The organism is Streptomyces sp. NPDC006458, from assembly GCF_040612135.1.
Taxonomy (GTDB): domain Bacteria; phylum Actinomycetota; class Actinomycetes; order Streptomycetales; family Streptomycetaceae; genus Streptomyces.
The window spans coordinates 36,295-51,651 of sequence record NZ_JBEXPR010000012.1; the positions used below are offsets into that span (position 1 = coordinate 36,295).

18 protein-coding genes are annotated in these 15,357 nt (G+C 72.5%); 11 read left to right on the forward strand and 7 right to left on the reverse strand.

The window, feature by feature from the left end; all coding sequences use genetic code 11:
- Window positions 1–39: 39 nt before the first annotated feature.
- On the reverse strand, window positions 40–999 hold the full coding sequence (locus ABZZ79_RS17920) for a DMT family transporter (RefSeq protein ID WP_356689881.1): 960 nt from the start codon (window positions 997–999) through the stop codon (window positions 40–42).
- Between the two features lie 75 nt (window positions 1,000–1,074).
- Between ABZZ79_RS17920 and ABZZ79_RS17925 the strand changes: the two genes are divergently transcribed.
- Entirely contained in the window at window positions 1,075–2,019 is a 945-nt protein-coding gene (locus ABZZ79_RS17925) for a LysR family transcriptional regulator (protein WP_356689882.1), read from the forward strand.
- Here the strand turns inward: ABZZ79_RS17925 and ABZZ79_RS17930 are convergent.
- A complete protein-coding gene (locus ABZZ79_RS17930) occupies window positions 1,982–2,449 on the reverse strand; it encodes a pyridoxamine 5'-phosphate oxidase family protein (RefSeq protein WP_356689883.1) in 468 nt (155 codons plus the stop codon). The two genes, ABZZ79_RS17925 and ABZZ79_RS17930, sit on opposite strands and share 38 nt — an antisense overlap.
- Before the next feature lie 140 nt (window positions 2,450–2,589).
- Between ABZZ79_RS17930 and ABZZ79_RS17935 the strand changes: the two genes are divergently transcribed.
- Window positions 2,590–3,231 carry a cysteine hydrolase gene (locus ABZZ79_RS17935; protein WP_356689884.1) on the forward strand — a complete coding sequence of 214 codons (642 nt, stop codon included), beginning with the start codon at window positions 2,590–2,592 and terminating at the stop codon, window positions 3,229–3,231.
- A 3-nt stretch (window positions 3,232–3,234) separates the two neighbouring features.
- On the opposite strand, the gene ABZZ79_RS17940 is transcribed toward ABZZ79_RS17935, so the two are convergent.
- Window positions 3,235–3,678 carry a Rieske (2Fe-2S) protein gene (locus ABZZ79_RS17940; protein ID WP_356689885.1) on the reverse strand — a complete coding sequence of 148 codons (444 nt, stop codon included), beginning with the start codon at window positions 3,676–3,678 and terminating at the stop codon, window positions 3,235–3,237.
- A gap of 155 nt (window positions 3,679–3,833) precedes the next feature.
- Here ABZZ79_RS17940 and ABZZ79_RS17945 point away from each other — a divergent pair, with 155 nt between their 5' ends.
- From ABZZ79_RS17945 to ABZZ79_RS17975, 7 genes are all read left to right on the forward strand, one after another.
- Entirely contained in the window at window positions 3,834–4,589 is a 756-nt protein-coding gene (locus ABZZ79_RS17945; RefSeq protein WP_356689886.1) for a HipA family kinase, read from the forward strand.
- Window positions 4,586–5,035: a DUF3037 domain-containing protein gene (locus ABZZ79_RS17950; protein WP_356689887.1), complete on the forward strand. Its 450-nt coding sequence runs from the start codon at window positions 4,586–4,588 to the stop codon at window positions 5,033–5,035. The genes ABZZ79_RS17945 and ABZZ79_RS17950 overlap by 4 nt, the downstream gene beginning before the upstream one ends.
- A gap of 190 nt (window positions 5,036–5,225) precedes the next feature.
- On the forward strand, window positions 5,226–5,987 hold the full coding sequence (gene fabG, locus ABZZ79_RS17955; RefSeq protein WP_356689888.1) for a 3-oxoacyl-ACP reductase FabG: 762 nt from the start codon (window positions 5,226–5,228) through the stop codon (window positions 5,985–5,987).
- A gap of 17 nt (window positions 5,988–6,004) precedes the next feature.
- The gene (locus tag ABZZ79_RS17960) at window positions 6,005–6,766 is read left to right on the forward strand and encodes an SDR family oxidoreductase (RefSeq protein WP_356689889.1); all 762 of its coding nucleotides are present in this window, start codon (window positions 6,005–6,007) and stop codon (window positions 6,764–6,766) included.
- 261 nt (window positions 6,767–7,027) lie between these two features.
- Window positions 7,028–8,611 (forward strand): ABC transporter substrate-binding protein, encoded by a 1,584-nt coding sequence (locus ABZZ79_RS17965; RefSeq protein ID WP_356689890.1) that lies wholly within the window; start codon window positions 7,028–7,030, stop codon window positions 8,609–8,611.
- 143 nt (window positions 8,612–8,754) lie between these two features.
- Entirely contained in the window at window positions 8,755–9,438 is a 684-nt protein-coding gene (gene ung, locus ABZZ79_RS17970; protein WP_356689891.1) for a uracil-DNA glycosylase, read from the forward strand.
- A gap of 189 nt (window positions 9,439–9,627) precedes the next feature.
- Window positions 9,628–10,155, forward strand: coding sequence for a hypothetical protein (locus tag ABZZ79_RS17975; protein ID WP_356689892.1), 528 nt, complete (start codon window positions 9,628–9,630; stop codon window positions 10,153–10,155).
- A gap of 147 nt (window positions 10,156–10,302) precedes the next feature.
- Here the strand turns inward: ABZZ79_RS17975 and ABZZ79_RS17980 are convergent, their stop codons facing one another.
- Entirely contained in the window at window positions 10,303–10,812 is a 510-nt protein-coding gene (locus ABZZ79_RS17980) for a hypothetical protein (protein ID WP_356689893.1), read from the reverse strand.
- 117 nt (window positions 10,813–10,929) lie between these two features.
- Window positions 10,930–11,439: a DinB family protein gene (locus tag ABZZ79_RS17985; protein WP_356689894.1), complete on the reverse strand. Its 510-nt coding sequence runs from the start codon at window positions 11,437–11,439 to the stop codon at window positions 10,930–10,932.
- 130 nt (window positions 11,440–11,569) lie between these two features.
- Here ABZZ79_RS17985 and ABZZ79_RS17990 point away from each other — a divergent pair, with 130 nt between their 5' ends.
- Entirely contained in the window at window positions 11,570–12,481 is a 912-nt protein-coding gene (locus ABZZ79_RS17990) for a Gfo/Idh/MocA family oxidoreductase (protein WP_356689895.1), read from the forward strand.
- Here ABZZ79_RS17990 and lnt read toward each other — a convergent pair.
- Both lnt and ABZZ79_RS18000 read right to left on the reverse strand, forming a co-directional pair.
- Entirely contained in the window at window positions 12,399–13,973 is a 1,575-nt protein-coding gene (gene lnt / locus ABZZ79_RS17995; RefSeq protein ID WP_356689896.1) for an apolipoprotein N-acyltransferase, read from the reverse strand. The genes ABZZ79_RS17990 and lnt overlap by 83 nt on opposite strands.
- Before the next feature lie 104 nt (window positions 13,974–14,077).
- Window positions 14,078–14,557, reverse strand: a complete 480-nt coding sequence (locus ABZZ79_RS18000) for a nuclear transport factor 2 family protein (RefSeq protein ID WP_356689897.1) — start codon at window positions 14,555–14,557, stop codon at window positions 14,078–14,080.
- A gap of 157 nt (window positions 14,558–14,714) precedes the next feature.
- On the opposite strand from ABZZ79_RS18000, the gene ABZZ79_RS18005 reads away from it, so the two are divergent.
- Window positions 14,715–15,344: a DUF4291 domain-containing protein gene (locus tag ABZZ79_RS18005; RefSeq protein ID WP_356689898.1), complete on the forward strand. Its 630-nt coding sequence runs from the start codon at window positions 14,715–14,717 to the stop codon at window positions 15,342–15,344.
- Window positions 15,345–15,357 lie beyond the last annotated feature (13 nt).

Here is a 15,357-nt window from a genome sequence, read left to right on the forward strand (position 1 = left end):
CGGTTCGGCGCGGGCGAGTTGCTCCCGCACCCGCCCGGGTCAGCCCCCCGCCCTGGGGCGCGCCTGGGTCAGCGCCGCCCCCGCCAGCACGACCAGCGCGCCGACCGGTGTCGACCAGGCCAGGGACTCGCCGAGCAGGGCGACCCCGGCGGCGGTGGCGATGACGGGGATGAAGTACGTGACCATCTGGGCCGTCGTCGGGCCGACCTCGGCGACCAGGCCGTACTGGATCAGGACGGCCAGCCCGGTGCCGAGGGCGCCGAGGGCGGCGATCGCCAGCAACGGGCCGGGCGCGAAGCGTGTCGGCAGTGAGGTGAACAGCGGTGTCACGACCGCCAGTTGCAGCGTGGCGAGGAGCAACTGGGCGCCCGTCAGGGACAGATGCGAGTGCCCGGAACCGGCCAGTGTGCGGCGGACGTAGATCCAGCCGACCGGGTAGCTCAGCGAGGCGAGCAGCGCCAGTGCCGTGCCGGTCGCGTCCAGCCCGGCGAAGCCCTGCCAGGCGCCGAGGACCGTCAGCACCCCGAGGAAGCCGATGCCCAGCCCGGCGACCCGCACGCGCGTCGGCCGGTCCTCACAGAGGGCGACCAGCGACAGGGCCATGCCCCACAGCGGGGAGGTCGCGTTGCAGATGCCGGCCAGGGTGGAGGGGATGGTCAGCTCGGAGTAGGCGAACAGCGAGAACGGCAGGGCGTTGAGCAGGAACGCGGCGACCGCCAGATGTCCCCAGGTCCGCGCGCCGCGCGGCAGCCGCTCCCGCTTCACCGCCATCGCCGCCGCCAGTACCGCTGTCCCGAAGACCAGTCGGCCGAGCGTGACCTGGAAGGGGGCGTACCCGTCGGTGCCCACCTTGATGAGCAGGAAGCTGAAGCCCCAGATCAGCGAGAGGCCGGCGAAGCGCAGACGCCAGTCGAGGGTGCGGCGGGGGCGGGTGGTGGTGGCTGCCGGTCCGGCCGTGGCGGAGGGCCGGGTGGTGGCGGGCGTGCCGGCGGTCGTCATGGGGACCACGATGCCGTCAGACGATCTCGTAGCACAATCGAGAATGTGCCCCTGTTATCTCGTAGCATCGCTTATATGTTGAATCTGGAGCGCCTGCGCACCCTCGACGCCCTCGCCCGGCACGGTTCGGTCAGCGGTGCCGCGGAGGGCCTGCACATCACCACCTCGGCCGTCTCGCAGCAGATGGCCAAGCTGGAGCGGGAGGTCGGGCAGCAGATCCTCGCCCGGCGCGGGCGGGGCGTGCGGCTCACGGACGCGGGCCGGCTGCTGGCCGAGCACGCGGCGCGCATCCTGTCGCAGGTGCAGCTCGCCCAGTCCGATCTTGAGGCGCAGCGCGGACAGGTGGCCGGCGAGCTGAGGCTGTCGGCGTTCCCGACGGCCGCGCGCGGGCTGTTCCCCACCGCTCTGGCCGCCCTGCGCGCCGAGCACGCCTGTCTGCGCGTCCGCTCCTGCGAGCTGGAGCCGGAGGACGGTATCCGGGCCGTGGTGCGCGGCGATCTCGATCTCGCGGTCGTGCTCGACTGGTACAACAAGCCGATGCCGCTGCCCGACGGCCTGGTCAAGGCCCCGATCCTGGACGACCCCGCCGATGTGGCGATGCCCGCCGGGCACCGGCTCGCCGACCGCGACGAGGTGGACCTCGGGGAGTTCGCCGAGGACGAGTGGATCACCTGGGGCGAGGGGGAGTTCTGCCACGAGTGGCTGATGTTCACCCTGCGCTCCCGGGGCGTCGAGCCGATCGTCGGGCATCGCGCGGGTGAGACGCACACCCAGCTCGGGCTGGTCGCCGCGGGCCTCGGGGTGTGCATCGCGCCGCTGCTCGGCCGGCACCCGATGCCCGAGGGCGTGGTGACCGTGCCGCTGCGGCAGCGGGTGCGGCGGCACGTCTACGTCGTGTGGCGCGCGGACGCCGACCGCCGGCCCTCGATCCGGGCCGCGGTGCGGGCGCTGCGGGCGGCGGGGGAGTGCGTGGCGCAGACGACTACAGCGACGCCGGCTTCCGGAAGTCCCACGACCTGACTGTCTCGGGGGCAAGCCGCAGCCACGCGTGCCGCCCGTCGTGCGGGAGTTCGTCGAGCCCGAAGTACATGCGTGCGAACAGCCGCTCCACGGCGGCGAGTTCGGGGTGCTCCCGGCCGGTGCGCGGCACCTCGTCCACGACGTCCACCCGGCCGGTCAGTTCGACACCGCGCAGCTCGTCGTAGTCGTGCCCGGCGTCGACGGTGACGGCCATGCGTGGGTCGCGGCGCAGGTCGGCCCAGCGCTTGCTGCGGGTGATCGAGTACAGCCACAGCGCGCTGCCGTCCCAGGCGAACCACAGCGGGCTGACGTGCGGGGCTCCGTCGGCGGACACGGTCGCGACCCGGCAGGTGCGTTCGGCGGCGAGGAAGGCGTCCGTCTCCTCGGCCGTCATCATGATCCGCCGGCCCCGGCGCTGGGTCACGGGCATGGGATTCCCTCCGGCCATGCGATTCCCTCCGCCCCACGCGGAGCTGACGATCAGTCAGAAGAGAGCATGGCTCGTCTTCCGCCCGCACGCAACGGCCGCTACTCTCGCCCGACCGGCCGCCCGTGACAAGGGGGAGTGGCATGCCGTCGTACGACGCACTGCGCGAGATCCTGGACCCCGCGGCGACCGCGCTGCTCACCGTCGAGTGCCAGCGGGGGGTGGTGGGGCCGGATGCGGCGCTCCCCGAACTCGCCCGCGAGGCACAGGCGTCGGGCGCCCTCGCCCGTGTCGCCCGGCTGGTGACCGCCGCCCGCGCCAGTGGCGTCCAGGTGATCCACGCCCTGGCCGAACGCCGTCCCGACGGACGGGGCGCGAACCGCAACGCGCGGCTGTTCCGGGTCGCCGAGCGCCTTCCCGTGCGCCAGCTCTCCGGCTCGACCGCGGTGCGCGTGGCCCCGCCGATCGAGGTGGCCGAGGAGGACTTCGTCGTACGGCGGCTGCACGGGCTGTCGCCGCTGCACGGCACCGAGGTCGACGCCCTGCTGCGCAACCTCGGCTGCCGCACGCTGATCGTCACCGGTGTCTCGGCCAACGTGGCCGTCCCCAACGCCGTCTTCGACGCGGTGAACCTCGGCTACACCGCCGTCGTCCCGACCGACGCGATCGCCGGGGTGCCCGCCGCGTACACGGCCGCGATGATCCGCAACACCCTCGCGCTGGTGGCCACCCTCGCCACCACCGACGACGTGCTGAGCGCCCTCAAGAGGCCCCGCCGGGGCTGATGTTCACGCCAGGGTGATGGTGTCGCCCTCGACCGTGATCTTCTCCGCGGGCAGCGGCCGGGTCGCCGGACCCTTCTTCACACTGCCGTCCGTCGCCGAGAACTCGCTCAGGTGACAGGGGCAGTGGATGATTCCGTCCGCGATCTCCTTCACCTGGCAGCCCTGATGGGTGCAGGTCGAGGAGAACGCCTTGAACTCGCCCGCCGTCGGCTGGGTCACCACCACCTTGACGTCCCCGAACACCTTGCCGCCGCCCTCGGGGATCTCCGACGTCCTGCCGAGCACGGTCCCCGCGCCCGTCTCGGTGCCTCCGCCGTCGCCGCTGCCGCCTCCGCCGTCGCCGGACCCGCAGGCGGTCAGTGCGACGGTGATCCCCGCCGCCCCGGCCGCCGCCATGACGGTGCGCCGGGCCGGACCCGTCGTGGGCTGAACCGATTCGCTGGCCATTGCCGTTCCCTTCACCTGTCGTCCCCTTGCTCCGTAAAGGGTTACGGCCCGCGCGGCGCCGTCGTTCAGCCGCCACGCGCGTCGTCACCCGAACGTACCGCCATGCCCGCCGGGGCGCGTCCCGGCGGGCATGAACGCCCCAGTAACCTGGGGCGATGCTCAAGGAAGTCATCGCGACCCGGTTCATCACGCCGCTGCGCGAGGGCGGCTCGCTGCCGGGGCTGGTCGAGGCCGACGACAGCGGGACCTACGTCCTGAAGTTCAGCGGCGCCGGACAGGGCCGCAAGACCCTCGTCGCCGAGGTCGTGGTGGGCGAACTGGCCCGCCGGCTCGGCTTCCGGATGCCCCGCCTGGTCACCGTCGAAGTGGACCCGCTCCTCGGCCTCGGCGAACCGGAGCAGCAGGTCCAGGACCTGCTGCGGTCCAGTTGCGGCACCAACCTCGGCATGGACTTCCTCTCCGGCGCCCTCGGCTTCGACCCGCTGGCCTTCACGGTCGACCCGCGCGAGGCGGGCCGGATCGTCTGGTTCGACGCGCTGGTGAACAACGTCGACCGGTCCTGGCGCAACCCCAACATGCTCATGTGGCAGGGCGAGCCGTGGCTGATCGACCACGGCGCGACCATGATCTGGCACCACAACTGGCCCGGCGCCCTGGCCTCCGCCGCCCGGCCCTACGACGCCTCCGACCACGCGCTCGCCTCCTTCGCCCCGGACGTGGCCGCGGCCGCCGCCGAACTGGCACCGGGGGTCACCGAGGAGCTGCTAGCCGAGGTGACGGCAGAGATCCCCGAGGTGTGGCTGGCCGACGAGCCCGGGTTCGACTCCGCCGACGCGCTGCGGCGGGCCTACACGGAGCCGCTCCTCGCCCGGGCGGCCGTGATTCACGAACGGATCGAGGGGATCAAGTGAGCGACACCCGCATCAACGTCGCAGGTCACATCACCGAGCGCCATTTCACCCGGGCCGGGCAGGGCGGCGACCGCGAGGTGTTCGAGTACGCCGTGCTGCGGGTCGTGCCGCGCATCGAACGCGGCGAGTGCGTCAACGCCGGCGTCCTGGTGTACTGCCGCGCCCGCGGCTACGTCGGCGCCCGCACCCATCTCGACGAGTCCCGTCTTCTCGCGCTCGACCCGAGGGCGGACGTGGCCGGTGTCCGTGCCGCGCTGCGCGCCGTGGAGGCCGTGTGCGGCGGGGGCGCGGGCGCCGGCCAGGCCGAGGCCGACGACGCGGGCCGGCGCTTCCGCTGGCTGGTCGCGCCGCGCTCCACCGTCGTCCAGCCCGGCCCCGTCCACACGGGCCTGACCATCGACCCCGCGGCCGAGGCCGAACGCCTGCTCGACCTCCTGGTGCGCTGACGGGCCCGCCCGAGGGCAGGGGCCCCGCGGCGCGGCGGGCGGGCGGGGGCGCGTGCACGGCGGGTAATGGATCACATGGGCCCGCGTGGCGTTGACACCGGATGCCAGGGCTTCTAGCGTCTCGACTGCTGAAGGTACTAAGCGGTCGCTCACCGCACGTCACGTCTCTCAAGGGCGAGGAGATCCAGCAATGTCCACCACTGAGCAGCGGGTCGCAGTAGTCACCGGTGCCGCGCGCGGCATCGGTGCGGCCACCGCCGTACGGCTCGCGGCCGAGGGTCGCGCGGTCGCCGTGATCGACCTCGACGAGGCCGCCTGCAAGGACACCGTCGAGAAGATCACCGCCGCGGGCGGCCGGGCCGTCGCGGTCGGCGCCGACGTCTCCGACGAGGCCCAGGTCGAGGCCGCGATCGCGCGCGTCGTCGAGGAACTCGGCGCGCCCACGATCCTCGTCAACAACGCGGGCGTCCTGCGCGACAACCTGCTGTTCAAGATGAGCGTCTCCGACTGGGACATCGTCATGAACGTGCACCTCAAGGGCTCGTTCCTGATGACCCGCGCGATCCAGAAGCACATGGTCGACGCCGGCTTCGGCCGCGTGGTCAACCTCTCCTCGTCCTCCGCGCTCGGCAACCGCGGCCAGGCCAACTACTCCGCCGCCAAGGCCGGTCTCCAGGGCTTCACCAAGACCCTCGCCAAGGAACTCGGCAAGTTCGGCATCACCGCCAACGCCGTCGCCCCGGGCTTCATCGCCACCGACATGACCGCTGCCACCGCCGAGCGTGTCGGCATGGGCTTCGAGGACTTCAAGGCCGCGGCCGCCACGATGATCCCCGTGGCGCGCGTCGGTGAGCCCGACGACATCGCCAACGCCGTCGCCTTCTTCACCGGCGAGGCGGCCGGATTCGTCTCCGGCCAGGTGCTGTACGTGGCCGGCGGCCCGCTCGACTAGCGATCAGGAACACGGACATGACTGAACTCCCCGCACTCTCCGGCAAGGTCGCCCTGATCACCGGCGGCAGCCGAGGCATCGGCTACGGCGTGGCCGAGGCCCTCATCGCCCGCGGCGACCGCGTCTGCATCACCGGCCGCAACGAGGACGCGCTGAAGGAGGCCGTCGACCGGCTCGGCGCCGACCGCGCCATCGGTGTCGCGGGCAAGGCGCACGACCTGGACCACCAGGCCCAGGCCGTCGAGCGCACCATGGAGGCCTTCGGCCGCGTCGACCATCTGGTCAACAACGCCGGTACGAACCCGGTGTTCGGCCCGATCGCCGACCTCGACCTCAACGTGGCCCGCAAGGTGTTCGAGACCAACGTGGTCTCGGCGCTGGGCTTCGCCCAGAAGACCTGGCACGCCTGGCAGAAGGACAACGGAGGCGCGATCGTCAACATCGCCTCGGTGGCCGGCCTCGCCCCCTCGCCCTTCATCGGCGCCTACGGCATCAGCAAGGCCGCGATGATCAACCTGACCGTGCAGCTCGCCCACGAGTTCGCGCCGAAGGTGCGGGTCAACGCCATCGCCCCGGCCGTGGTGAAGACCAAGTTCGCCGAGGCCCTGTACGAGGGCCGGGAGGTGGAGGCCGCCGCGGCCTACCCGCTGGGCCGCCTCGGTGTGCCGTCCGACATCGGCGGCGCGACCGCGTTCCTCACCTCTGAGCAGTCGGCGTGGGTCACCGGTCAGACGCTCGTCGTGGACGGCGGCATCTTCCTCAACGCGGGCGTCGCCTGAGGCGCCGACCGCACCGCTGTGTGACAGAGCCGGGCGCCGTTTCCCTCCGGACCGTCGAATGTGACGGATTCCGGTGGACGGAAACGGCGCCCGTGTCTCTACGGAAACGGCGCGAAACGAGTAGTAACGGCGCCGCCCAGAGTGATGACAACGTAGTCATCCTTGAATTGGTCAACTACGTTATGTTTGAGCGCTCCTACGGGCGCGAGCGCTGCGGTAGTGTCTGCCGACCCTTGGTATGGCAGATCGAGGAGCGTGCGCGTGTTCAACCGGAACCGATTCCTGCGGAGTATCGCGGCGATCGCGTCCATATCCCTGGCAACCGGATGCAGCCTGTTCTCCGACGGCGGCGGCGACGACCAGGGCCCGATCGTGGTGGGGACCACCAGCGCCCCCAGCACGTTGGATCCGGCCGCTTCCTGGGACGGCTCGTGGGAGCTGTTCCGCAACGTCTACCAGACGCTGCTCAGCTACTCCGAGGGCTCCACGGCGCCCGAGCCCGACGCGGCCGAGGAGTGCTCCTTCACGGACACCTCGAACACGACGTACAGCTGCGAACTGCGCGAGGGGCTGAAGTTCTCCGACGGCGGCAAGCTGGACGCCGAGGCCGTCAAGTACTCCGTCGACCGCATCCTCAAGATCAAGGCGGACACCGGGCCGTGGGGACTCCTCGGCAGCCTGGAGCGGGTCGAGACGCGGGGCGACCGCCAGGTGCTGTTCCACCTCAAGACCCCGGACGCCACCTTCCCGTTCGTGCTCGCCACCCCGGCACTGTCGATCGTCGACCCGGACGAGTACCCGGCGGACAAGCTGCGCGAGGACGACGGACACATCGACGGCTCGGGCCCCTACACGCTCGACTCGTACTCCGAGAACGACAAGGCCGTCCTGGTCCGCAACGAGCAGTACAAGGGCAGCGCCGAGCGCCGCAACAGCGCCGTGACGATCCGCTACTTCCAGGACTCGGCCTCCATGGTCAAGGCCCTGCGGGACAAGCGCATCGACGTCACCTACCGAGGCCTGGCCGCCGACGACGTCGTCTCCCTGCAGATCAAGAACGAGAGCGCCGGCCTCCAGCTCGTCGAGGGCAGCGGCATGGACATCAGCTACGTGGTGTTCAACCCCAAGGACGCGTGGGCGGGCAAGACGGCCGTACGCAAGGCCGTCGCGCAGATCGTCGACCGGGGAGCCATCGCGCACAAGATCTACAAGGACACCGTGGACCCGCTGTACTCCATGGTCCCCACCGGCCTGACCGGCCACACCACCGCCTACTTCGACACCTTCGGCGACCCCGACGCCGAGCAGGCCCGCAAGATCCTCGAAGAGGCCGGTATCACCGAGACCGTGCCGCTGACGTTCTGGTACACCACCGACCGCTACGGCTCCGAGACCGCCGTGGTCTTCAAGGAACTCAAGCGGCAGCTGGAGGCCTCCGGACTGTTCACGATCACCCTGAAGAGCCGGCCCTGGAAGACCTACGTCGCGGGCTACCAGAAGGGTGAGTACCAGGTCTTCGGCCGCGGCTGGTCCCCCGACTTCCCCGACCCGGACAACTTCATCGCCCCGTTCGTCGGCAACGAGAACGCCCTCGGCACGCCCTACCCGGCGACCGAGATCACCGGCACCCTGCTGCCGCGCTCGCGCCGCGAGAGCGACCGCGGACAGGTCGTTCGGGACTTCGAGGAGGCCCAGCGGCTCCTCGTCGAGGACGCGCGGCTGCTGCCGCTGTGGCAGGGCAAGCAGTACGTCGCCGCCAGCGAGGACATCTCCGGCGGGGCGCAGGCCCTCGACCCGTCGTCGATCATGATGATGTGGCAGCTGCACCGCAAGACGAGCTGGTAGACCGCCCGGCACCGGCCTTCGGGCCGGGCCGGGGCACCGGCGGGTGGGCGGTCCGGGCCCCGCTGTCAGTGGGCGCCTGTAGGTTCTGAGTTCTGCAAGTCCGGCAAACTCTGGAACCGACCGCACACCGTAAGGAAGTTGACGTGACCGACACCGCCATGCTGCCCGAGTCCTGGCGCGGGGTCCTGGGCGACGAGCTCCAGCAGCCCTACTTCAAGGAGCTGACGGAGTTCGTCGAGGAGGAGCGGGCGAACGGTCCCGTGTACCCGCCGCGCGAGGAGGTGTTCGCCGCGCTGGCGGCCACCCCCTTCGACGAGGTCAAGGTCCTGGTCCTCGGCCAGGACCCCTACCACGGCGAGGGCCAGGGCCACGGCCTGTGCTTCTCGGTGCGGCCGGGCGTGAAGACCCCGCCCTCCCTGCGGAACATCTACAAGGAGATGCAGGCGGAGCTCGGCCTGCCGATCCCGGACAACGGCTACCTCATGCCGTGGGCCGAGCAGGGCGTCCTGCTGCTCAACGCGGTGCTCACCGTCCGCGCCGGCGAGGCCAACTCGCACAAGGGCAAGGGCTGGGAGAAGTTCACCGACGCGGTGATCCGCGCGGTGGCCGGGCGGCCCGACCCGGCGGTGTTCGTGCTCTGGGGCAACTACGCCCAGAAGAAGCTCCCCCTGATCGACGAGTCCCGGCACGTCGTGGTGAAGGGCGCCCATCCCTCCCCGCTGTCCGCGAAGAAGTTCTTCGGCTCACAGCCCTTCACCCAGATCGACGAGGCCGTCGCCGCGCAGGGCCACGCCGCGATCGACTGGCGCATCCCGAACCTCGGCTGACCAGCCCCCGCCCCGGGCCGGTTCCGCGTCGGACCGCCCGGGGCGCCCCCAGCGTGCCGTACGGGCGCCGTACGGGCCCGCCTGGCCGGGATCGGGGTGCGCTGCCGTTAGCGTTCGAAGCGTCGAGCGTGTCCGGCGCGATCCGTGCGGAGCGGCGTCGGGACCTGGGAACCTGCGAAGGGCGGCCTGGTGGCGGAGCGACAGGAACAGGCGGCGCCGGACGCCGTGATGACCCGGATCGGCCAAGGGGTGATGCTGCATCACGCGGGCGACCGCGAGGAGGCCCGCGGGCGCTTCCTCACCCTGTGGGCCGAGATCGGCGAGGACGGCGACCCCCTGCACCGCTGCACCCTCGCCCACTACATGGCCGACACCCAGGACGACCCCGACGCGGAACTGGCCTGGGACCTGAGGGCGCTCACGGCGGCCGAGGAGCTGACGGACGACCGTCTGGCCGCCCACGAGGGCGCGCCCGCGGTCCGTGCCCTCTACCCCTCCCTGCATCTCAACCTGGCCGCCGACTACGTCCGACTCGACCGGCCCGACGCCGCCCGCACCCACCTGCGCCGCGCGCGCACCGCCGCGGAGTGTCTGGCCGACGACGGGTACGGGGACGGCGTCCGTGCGGCGATCGGCCGGCTGGAGCGACGGCTGGCCGAGGAGGGCGGGGAGGACCCGCCGGGGGAGCCGTGGGGGGCGCCGCGACAGCGGCCGTAGAGCGGCGGAGCGGAGCGCTCGGCCTGAGAAGGGGCGGCGGAGCGGAGCGCTCGGCCTGCGGCGGGCTTGAGTGCTCGGCCGACGGCGGCCGCAGGTGTGGCGATCTGGCGGTCGAGGGGCATTCAGCGTCCGGAGGCCTGCTCAGATTCAGCGTCCGTAGGCCTGCTCGCACACCCTCGCCTCCGGGCTGTCCGCGCGCCAGCCGCCGAACCTCCTGCCGAGCGCGCACACGTCGGCGTTCTCGCGGACGGACTTCGAGATGTCCGAGAGCTCCACGGGCGGCACGGCCGGGCGGGAGCGGCGGGGCTCGTGCGGGTGGGGCTGCGAGTGCGGCCGGCCCGGACCGTGGGCGCGCGGGGCCGCCGGGGGCCCGCCGGGTGCGTTCCGGGCCGTCGCGGGCGGCACTGCGGAAGGGCCGCGCGGTGCGGACGACGGGGGCGGCGTCGACGGCCGGCGCCGGCCGGCCAGCTCCAGCGCCTCACGGGCCGGGGCCTGGACGATCTGCGGCTCGGCCCGGCCGTCCGGGCGCGGCGGCGCCGGCTGGACCGGTGCCGCCGGGGGTCGGGGCGCCATGGGGCGCTGGACCGTCACACAGCCGGTGAGGGCCGAGACAGCCACGGTGACCAGGAGCGTTGCGGTGGTCGTCGTTCGATGCACTCGCGCCACTCTGGTGGGTCCGCCGCCCAGCGGGACGGCGGACAGGCACAGGATGCCCCGCACGGGTGATCTCCGCCCCCGTAAGGAGGGCGCGGGCACCTGCCGGGTGACGCGGGGTCAGAAGCCGGTGGACCCGTCGATCGTCTCGCGCAGCAGGTCGGCGTGGCCGTTGTGCCGGGCGTACTCCTCGATCATGTGGGTGTAGATCCAGCGCAGGCTGGGGACGTCGCCGTGCCGGGTGCGTCCCTCGGACAGGTCGTCGAGGCCGAACCCGGCCGCGTTGCTCCGCGCGACGGCGAGCTCGCCCTGCCAGGTGGCGTACGCCTCCTGCCAGGTGTCCGCCTCGGTGAGATGGAACTCGCCGTCCGGGTCCTCGTCGCTGAAGTAGATCGGCCCGGGGGAGTCGTTCGTCAGCACATGGCGGAACCAGATCCGCTCCACGTCCGCCATGTGCCGCACCAGCCCCATCAGGGTCAGGTCGGACGGCGGCACCGACGCCGTGCGCAACTGCTCGTCGGTGAGACCTTCGCACTTGCGTGCGAGGGTGCCGCGGTGGAAGTCCAGCCAGCCCTCCAGCATCGCGCGTTCGTCGGCAGCCGGGGCAGGCAGGTGTCGCATGCTCGTCATGCCTCCATGGTCACCCGGCCGGCCGCCCCTCCACCAGCCGTTTTCCCGGCCCCGGCGTGTCGTCGAGCCGGGCGCACCGCCGTATGCTGCCCGGGCAGGGCACGGCAGGCAAGCATCCAAGGAGTACTCCGTGAAGGTTGGCTGCATCGGGCTCGGTGACATCGCGCAGAAGGCGTATCTGCCGGTGCTCGGGGTGCAGCCCGGGATCGAGCTGCACCTCCAGACGCGCACCCCGGCCACCCTCGACCAGGTCGGCGACGGTCTGCACCTGCCCGCCGGGCAGCGGCACCGGGACCTCGACGCGCTGATCGCCGAGGGCCTCGACGCCGCGTTCGTGCACGCGCCCACGGCCGCGCACCCCGAGATCGTCACGCGGCTGCTGCGGGCGGGCGTACCGACGTACGTCGACAAGCCGCTCGCCTACGAACTCGCCGACTCCGAGCGGCTGGTCGCCCTCGCCGAGGAACGCGGTGTGTCGCTCGCGGTCGGCTTCAACCGGCGCTGCGCGCCCGCCTACGAGCAGTGCGCGGACCACCCGCGCGAGCTGATCCTGATGCAGAAGAACCGCGTCGGGCTGCCCGAGGAACCGCGCTCGATGATCCTCGACGACTTCATCCACGTCGTGGACACCCTGCGCTTCCTGGTGCCCGGCGAGGTCGACGACGTCACGGTACGCGCGCGCGTGCGGGACGAGCTGCTGCACCACGTCGTGCTCCAACTCGCCGGGGACGGCTTCACCGCGCTCGGCGTGATGAACCGGCTGAGCGGATCCAACGAGGAGATCCTCGAGGTCTCCGGGCAGGACACCAAGCGACAGGTGCTCAACCTCGCCGAGGTGATCGACCACAAGGGCCAGCCGACCGTGCGGCGGCGCGGCGACTGGGTGCCGGTGGCCCGTCAGCGCGGCATCGAGCAGGCGGTGCTGGGCTTCCTGGACGCCGTGCGCGAGGGCAGGGTGCTCAGCGCACGGGACGCGCTGGCCACTCACGAGCTGTGCGAGCGGGTCGTACACGCGGTTCAGGAGCGTTCCGGCGCGGCCTGAGCAGCGCCCTGACGATCTCCGCGCCGCACAGCGCCGTCAGCACCAGCAGGGCCGCGTACACCGGCCAGTCGCCGAAGCGGACGTACGGCGTGGTGCCGGAGGCCAGCGGCACGTCGTACACCCGGCCGGCGCTCGTGTCGGTGCCGAGCCACGAGCCGACCCGGCCGCCGTCCGGCCCGTACACGGCGGACACGCCGGTCAGCGTCGCGTGCACCATCGGGCGGCCGCTCTCGGCGGCGCGCAGCGCGGCCAGCGAGGCGTGCTGTCCGGGTGCCCAGCTCTGCTGGAACGTCGACGTGGCGGACTGGGCGATCAGCACCTGGGCGCCGTCCTCGGCGAGCTTGCGGCTCATGTCGGGGAAGGCGGACTCGAAGCAGACCATCGGGCCGACCCGCAGGCCGCCCACGTCCATGACGACCTGCTCCGTGCCGCGCCGCCGGTCCTCACCGGCCGCCTCGCCGACCGAGGTGGCCCAGCCGAGCACCGAACGGAAGGGCACGTACTCGCCGAAGGGCACCAGACGCATCTTGTCGTAGCGGCCGCCGGTGAGGCCGTCGGGGCCGAGAAGGACCGAGCTCTTGTAGATGCCGGGCCGGTCGGAGCGGCGCGCGTCCACGTTGACGAGTATGTCGGCGCCGGTCGCCCGGGACAGCGCCGCGATCCGGCGGGCCAGGTCGGGGCGGTCGCCCAGGTCGAAGCCGACGCTGCTCTCGCCCCATACGATCAGGTCGGGGTGCTGTCCGACGAGGGCCCGGGTGAGCTGCTCCTCGCGGTCGAAGCGGCGGGCGCCGCTGCCGTCGCCCTTGATCACACCGGGCTGGACCACGGCGATCCTGACCCGGCTCTCCACGTCCGGCCGGGGCGCCCACATCCAGGCGGCCGAGGTGGCGGCCGCCGTGGCGAGCAGTGCGGCGAGGGCGGGCAGCCGGGCCGCGCGGCTCACGACGAGGACGGCGACGGCCGTGTTCACCGCCACCAGCAGCAGGCTCAGCAGCCATACCCCGCCCACCGACGCCAGCCGCAGCGCGGGGGCCACCTGCCACTGGCTGGCGCCGAGCATGCCCCACGGCCCGCCCAGCCCCTGCCAGGAGCGCACCAGCTCCACCGCCAGCCAGGCCGAGGGCAGCACGAGCAGCGCTCCGGCGATCCGGCGCGGCCCCGGCGTGCCCGCCAGGAAACGGCGCACCAGCAGGCCCCAGGGGGCCCAGAGCGCGCCGAGCAGGGCCGCGATCACGAAGGTGAACACATGCAGGTTCGGCACCAGCCAGTGGTGCACCGCCAGCATGAAGCCGAAGCCGCCCGACCAGCCGTCGTACGCCGCTCTGCGGCCGGTCGGCGCGGTGCGGGCCAGCAGGATCCACGGCACCAGCGCCACGGGGGCGAACCACCACAGCGCGGGGGCCGGGAAGGCGAGCATGGGCAGCGCGCCGGCGAGCGCCGCCAGCAGCGACCGCCGCCACGGGGAGGTGAGCCAGTGCCCGAACGTCCTCATACGACGCCTCCCTACCCCGTGGGGCCTCCAGTGTCACGCGGCCGACGATCTCGGTACAGAGGGCGCTGCCGGAGCACCCCGCGCCGAGACCCGCACGGATCGGCTCAGTTGATCACAGGAGTCCCGGCGAGGTCCGGCAGGCGCCGCCATTTCTCCTGCACGACCACCTCGCGCAGCCGCCATCCGTCGTACGTGCGGACCAGCGCGAACGCGTACCGGCCGCCGCACACGAAGTCGGGGGCGGCCGCGCCGTCGCCGAGCGTGCTCATGGGGTTGATGTAGTCGGCCTGGACGCGGGCGGTGTCGCCGGTGTCGCGTTCCAGGACACCGAAGCGCACCCGCCGGTTGACGATCAGGTGCTGGCGCATCGGGAACATCCGCAGGGTCCGCGCCAGCCACCCGGCGATGTCCGCCGCGTGCCCCTCGATCCCGCCGGCCGACCGGTAGTCGGCCCGCCCGCCCGGGGCGAACAGCGCCCGGTACGCCTCCCAGTCGCCGTCGTCCACGGCCACCGCGTAGTCGGTGACCACCTCGTCCACGGCCATCCGGTCCATCACGGTCGCGAGCTCCACACGCTGCGTCATCGGCTCAGTGTCGGGGGTGACGGGCGCGGAGCCAAGGGGAGTGCGGCGGGATGTTCGGTGACGGCGGTGCGGCGCGAGGCCGGACAGCGGTGGTCCCACGGGCGCGCGGCGCGATATTCGGTGGCCCCGCGGGGCGCGCTGCGACGAGGCTGGGGCGGTGAACGAACGACAACCCGCCGGCGCGGGGGACACCGCGACGGAACCGGGATTCCAGGTCCGCGCCCGCCACACCGACACCACGATCACCGTCTACCAGGCCTACCGCCCCGGAATCGGCCGCCCGGCCGCCCGCGACGGCCGCTTCCCGTCCTCCTGGAAGCGGGACCGGATGACCTGGATCAAGCCGTCCTTCCTGTGGATGATGTACCGCTGCGGCTGGGGCGTGAAGGAGGGGCAGGAGACGGTCCTCGCCGTCGAGATCACCCGGGACGGCTTCGAGTGGGCGCTGCGCAACGCGTGCCTGTCGCACTACGTGCCCGGGCTGTACGCCGATCAGGCGGCGTGGAAGCGGCAGTTGCAGCGGTCGCCCGCGCGGGTGCAGTGGGATCCGGAGCGGGATCTGCGGCTGCGGCCGCTGCCCTACCGGTCGTTGCAGCTGGGCCTCGCGGGGGAGGCGACCGAGCGGTACGCGGACGAGTGGATCGTGGGGATCCGGGACGTCACGCCGCTGGCCACCGAGATCCATGACCTGGTGCGGGCCGGCGAACTGCGGGCCGCGGCCGCGCTGTTGCCGCGGGAGCGGCCGTACGAGCTGAGCGACGAGCTCGTCGGCCACCTGCGCGCGTGACGCCGGGGTCCGC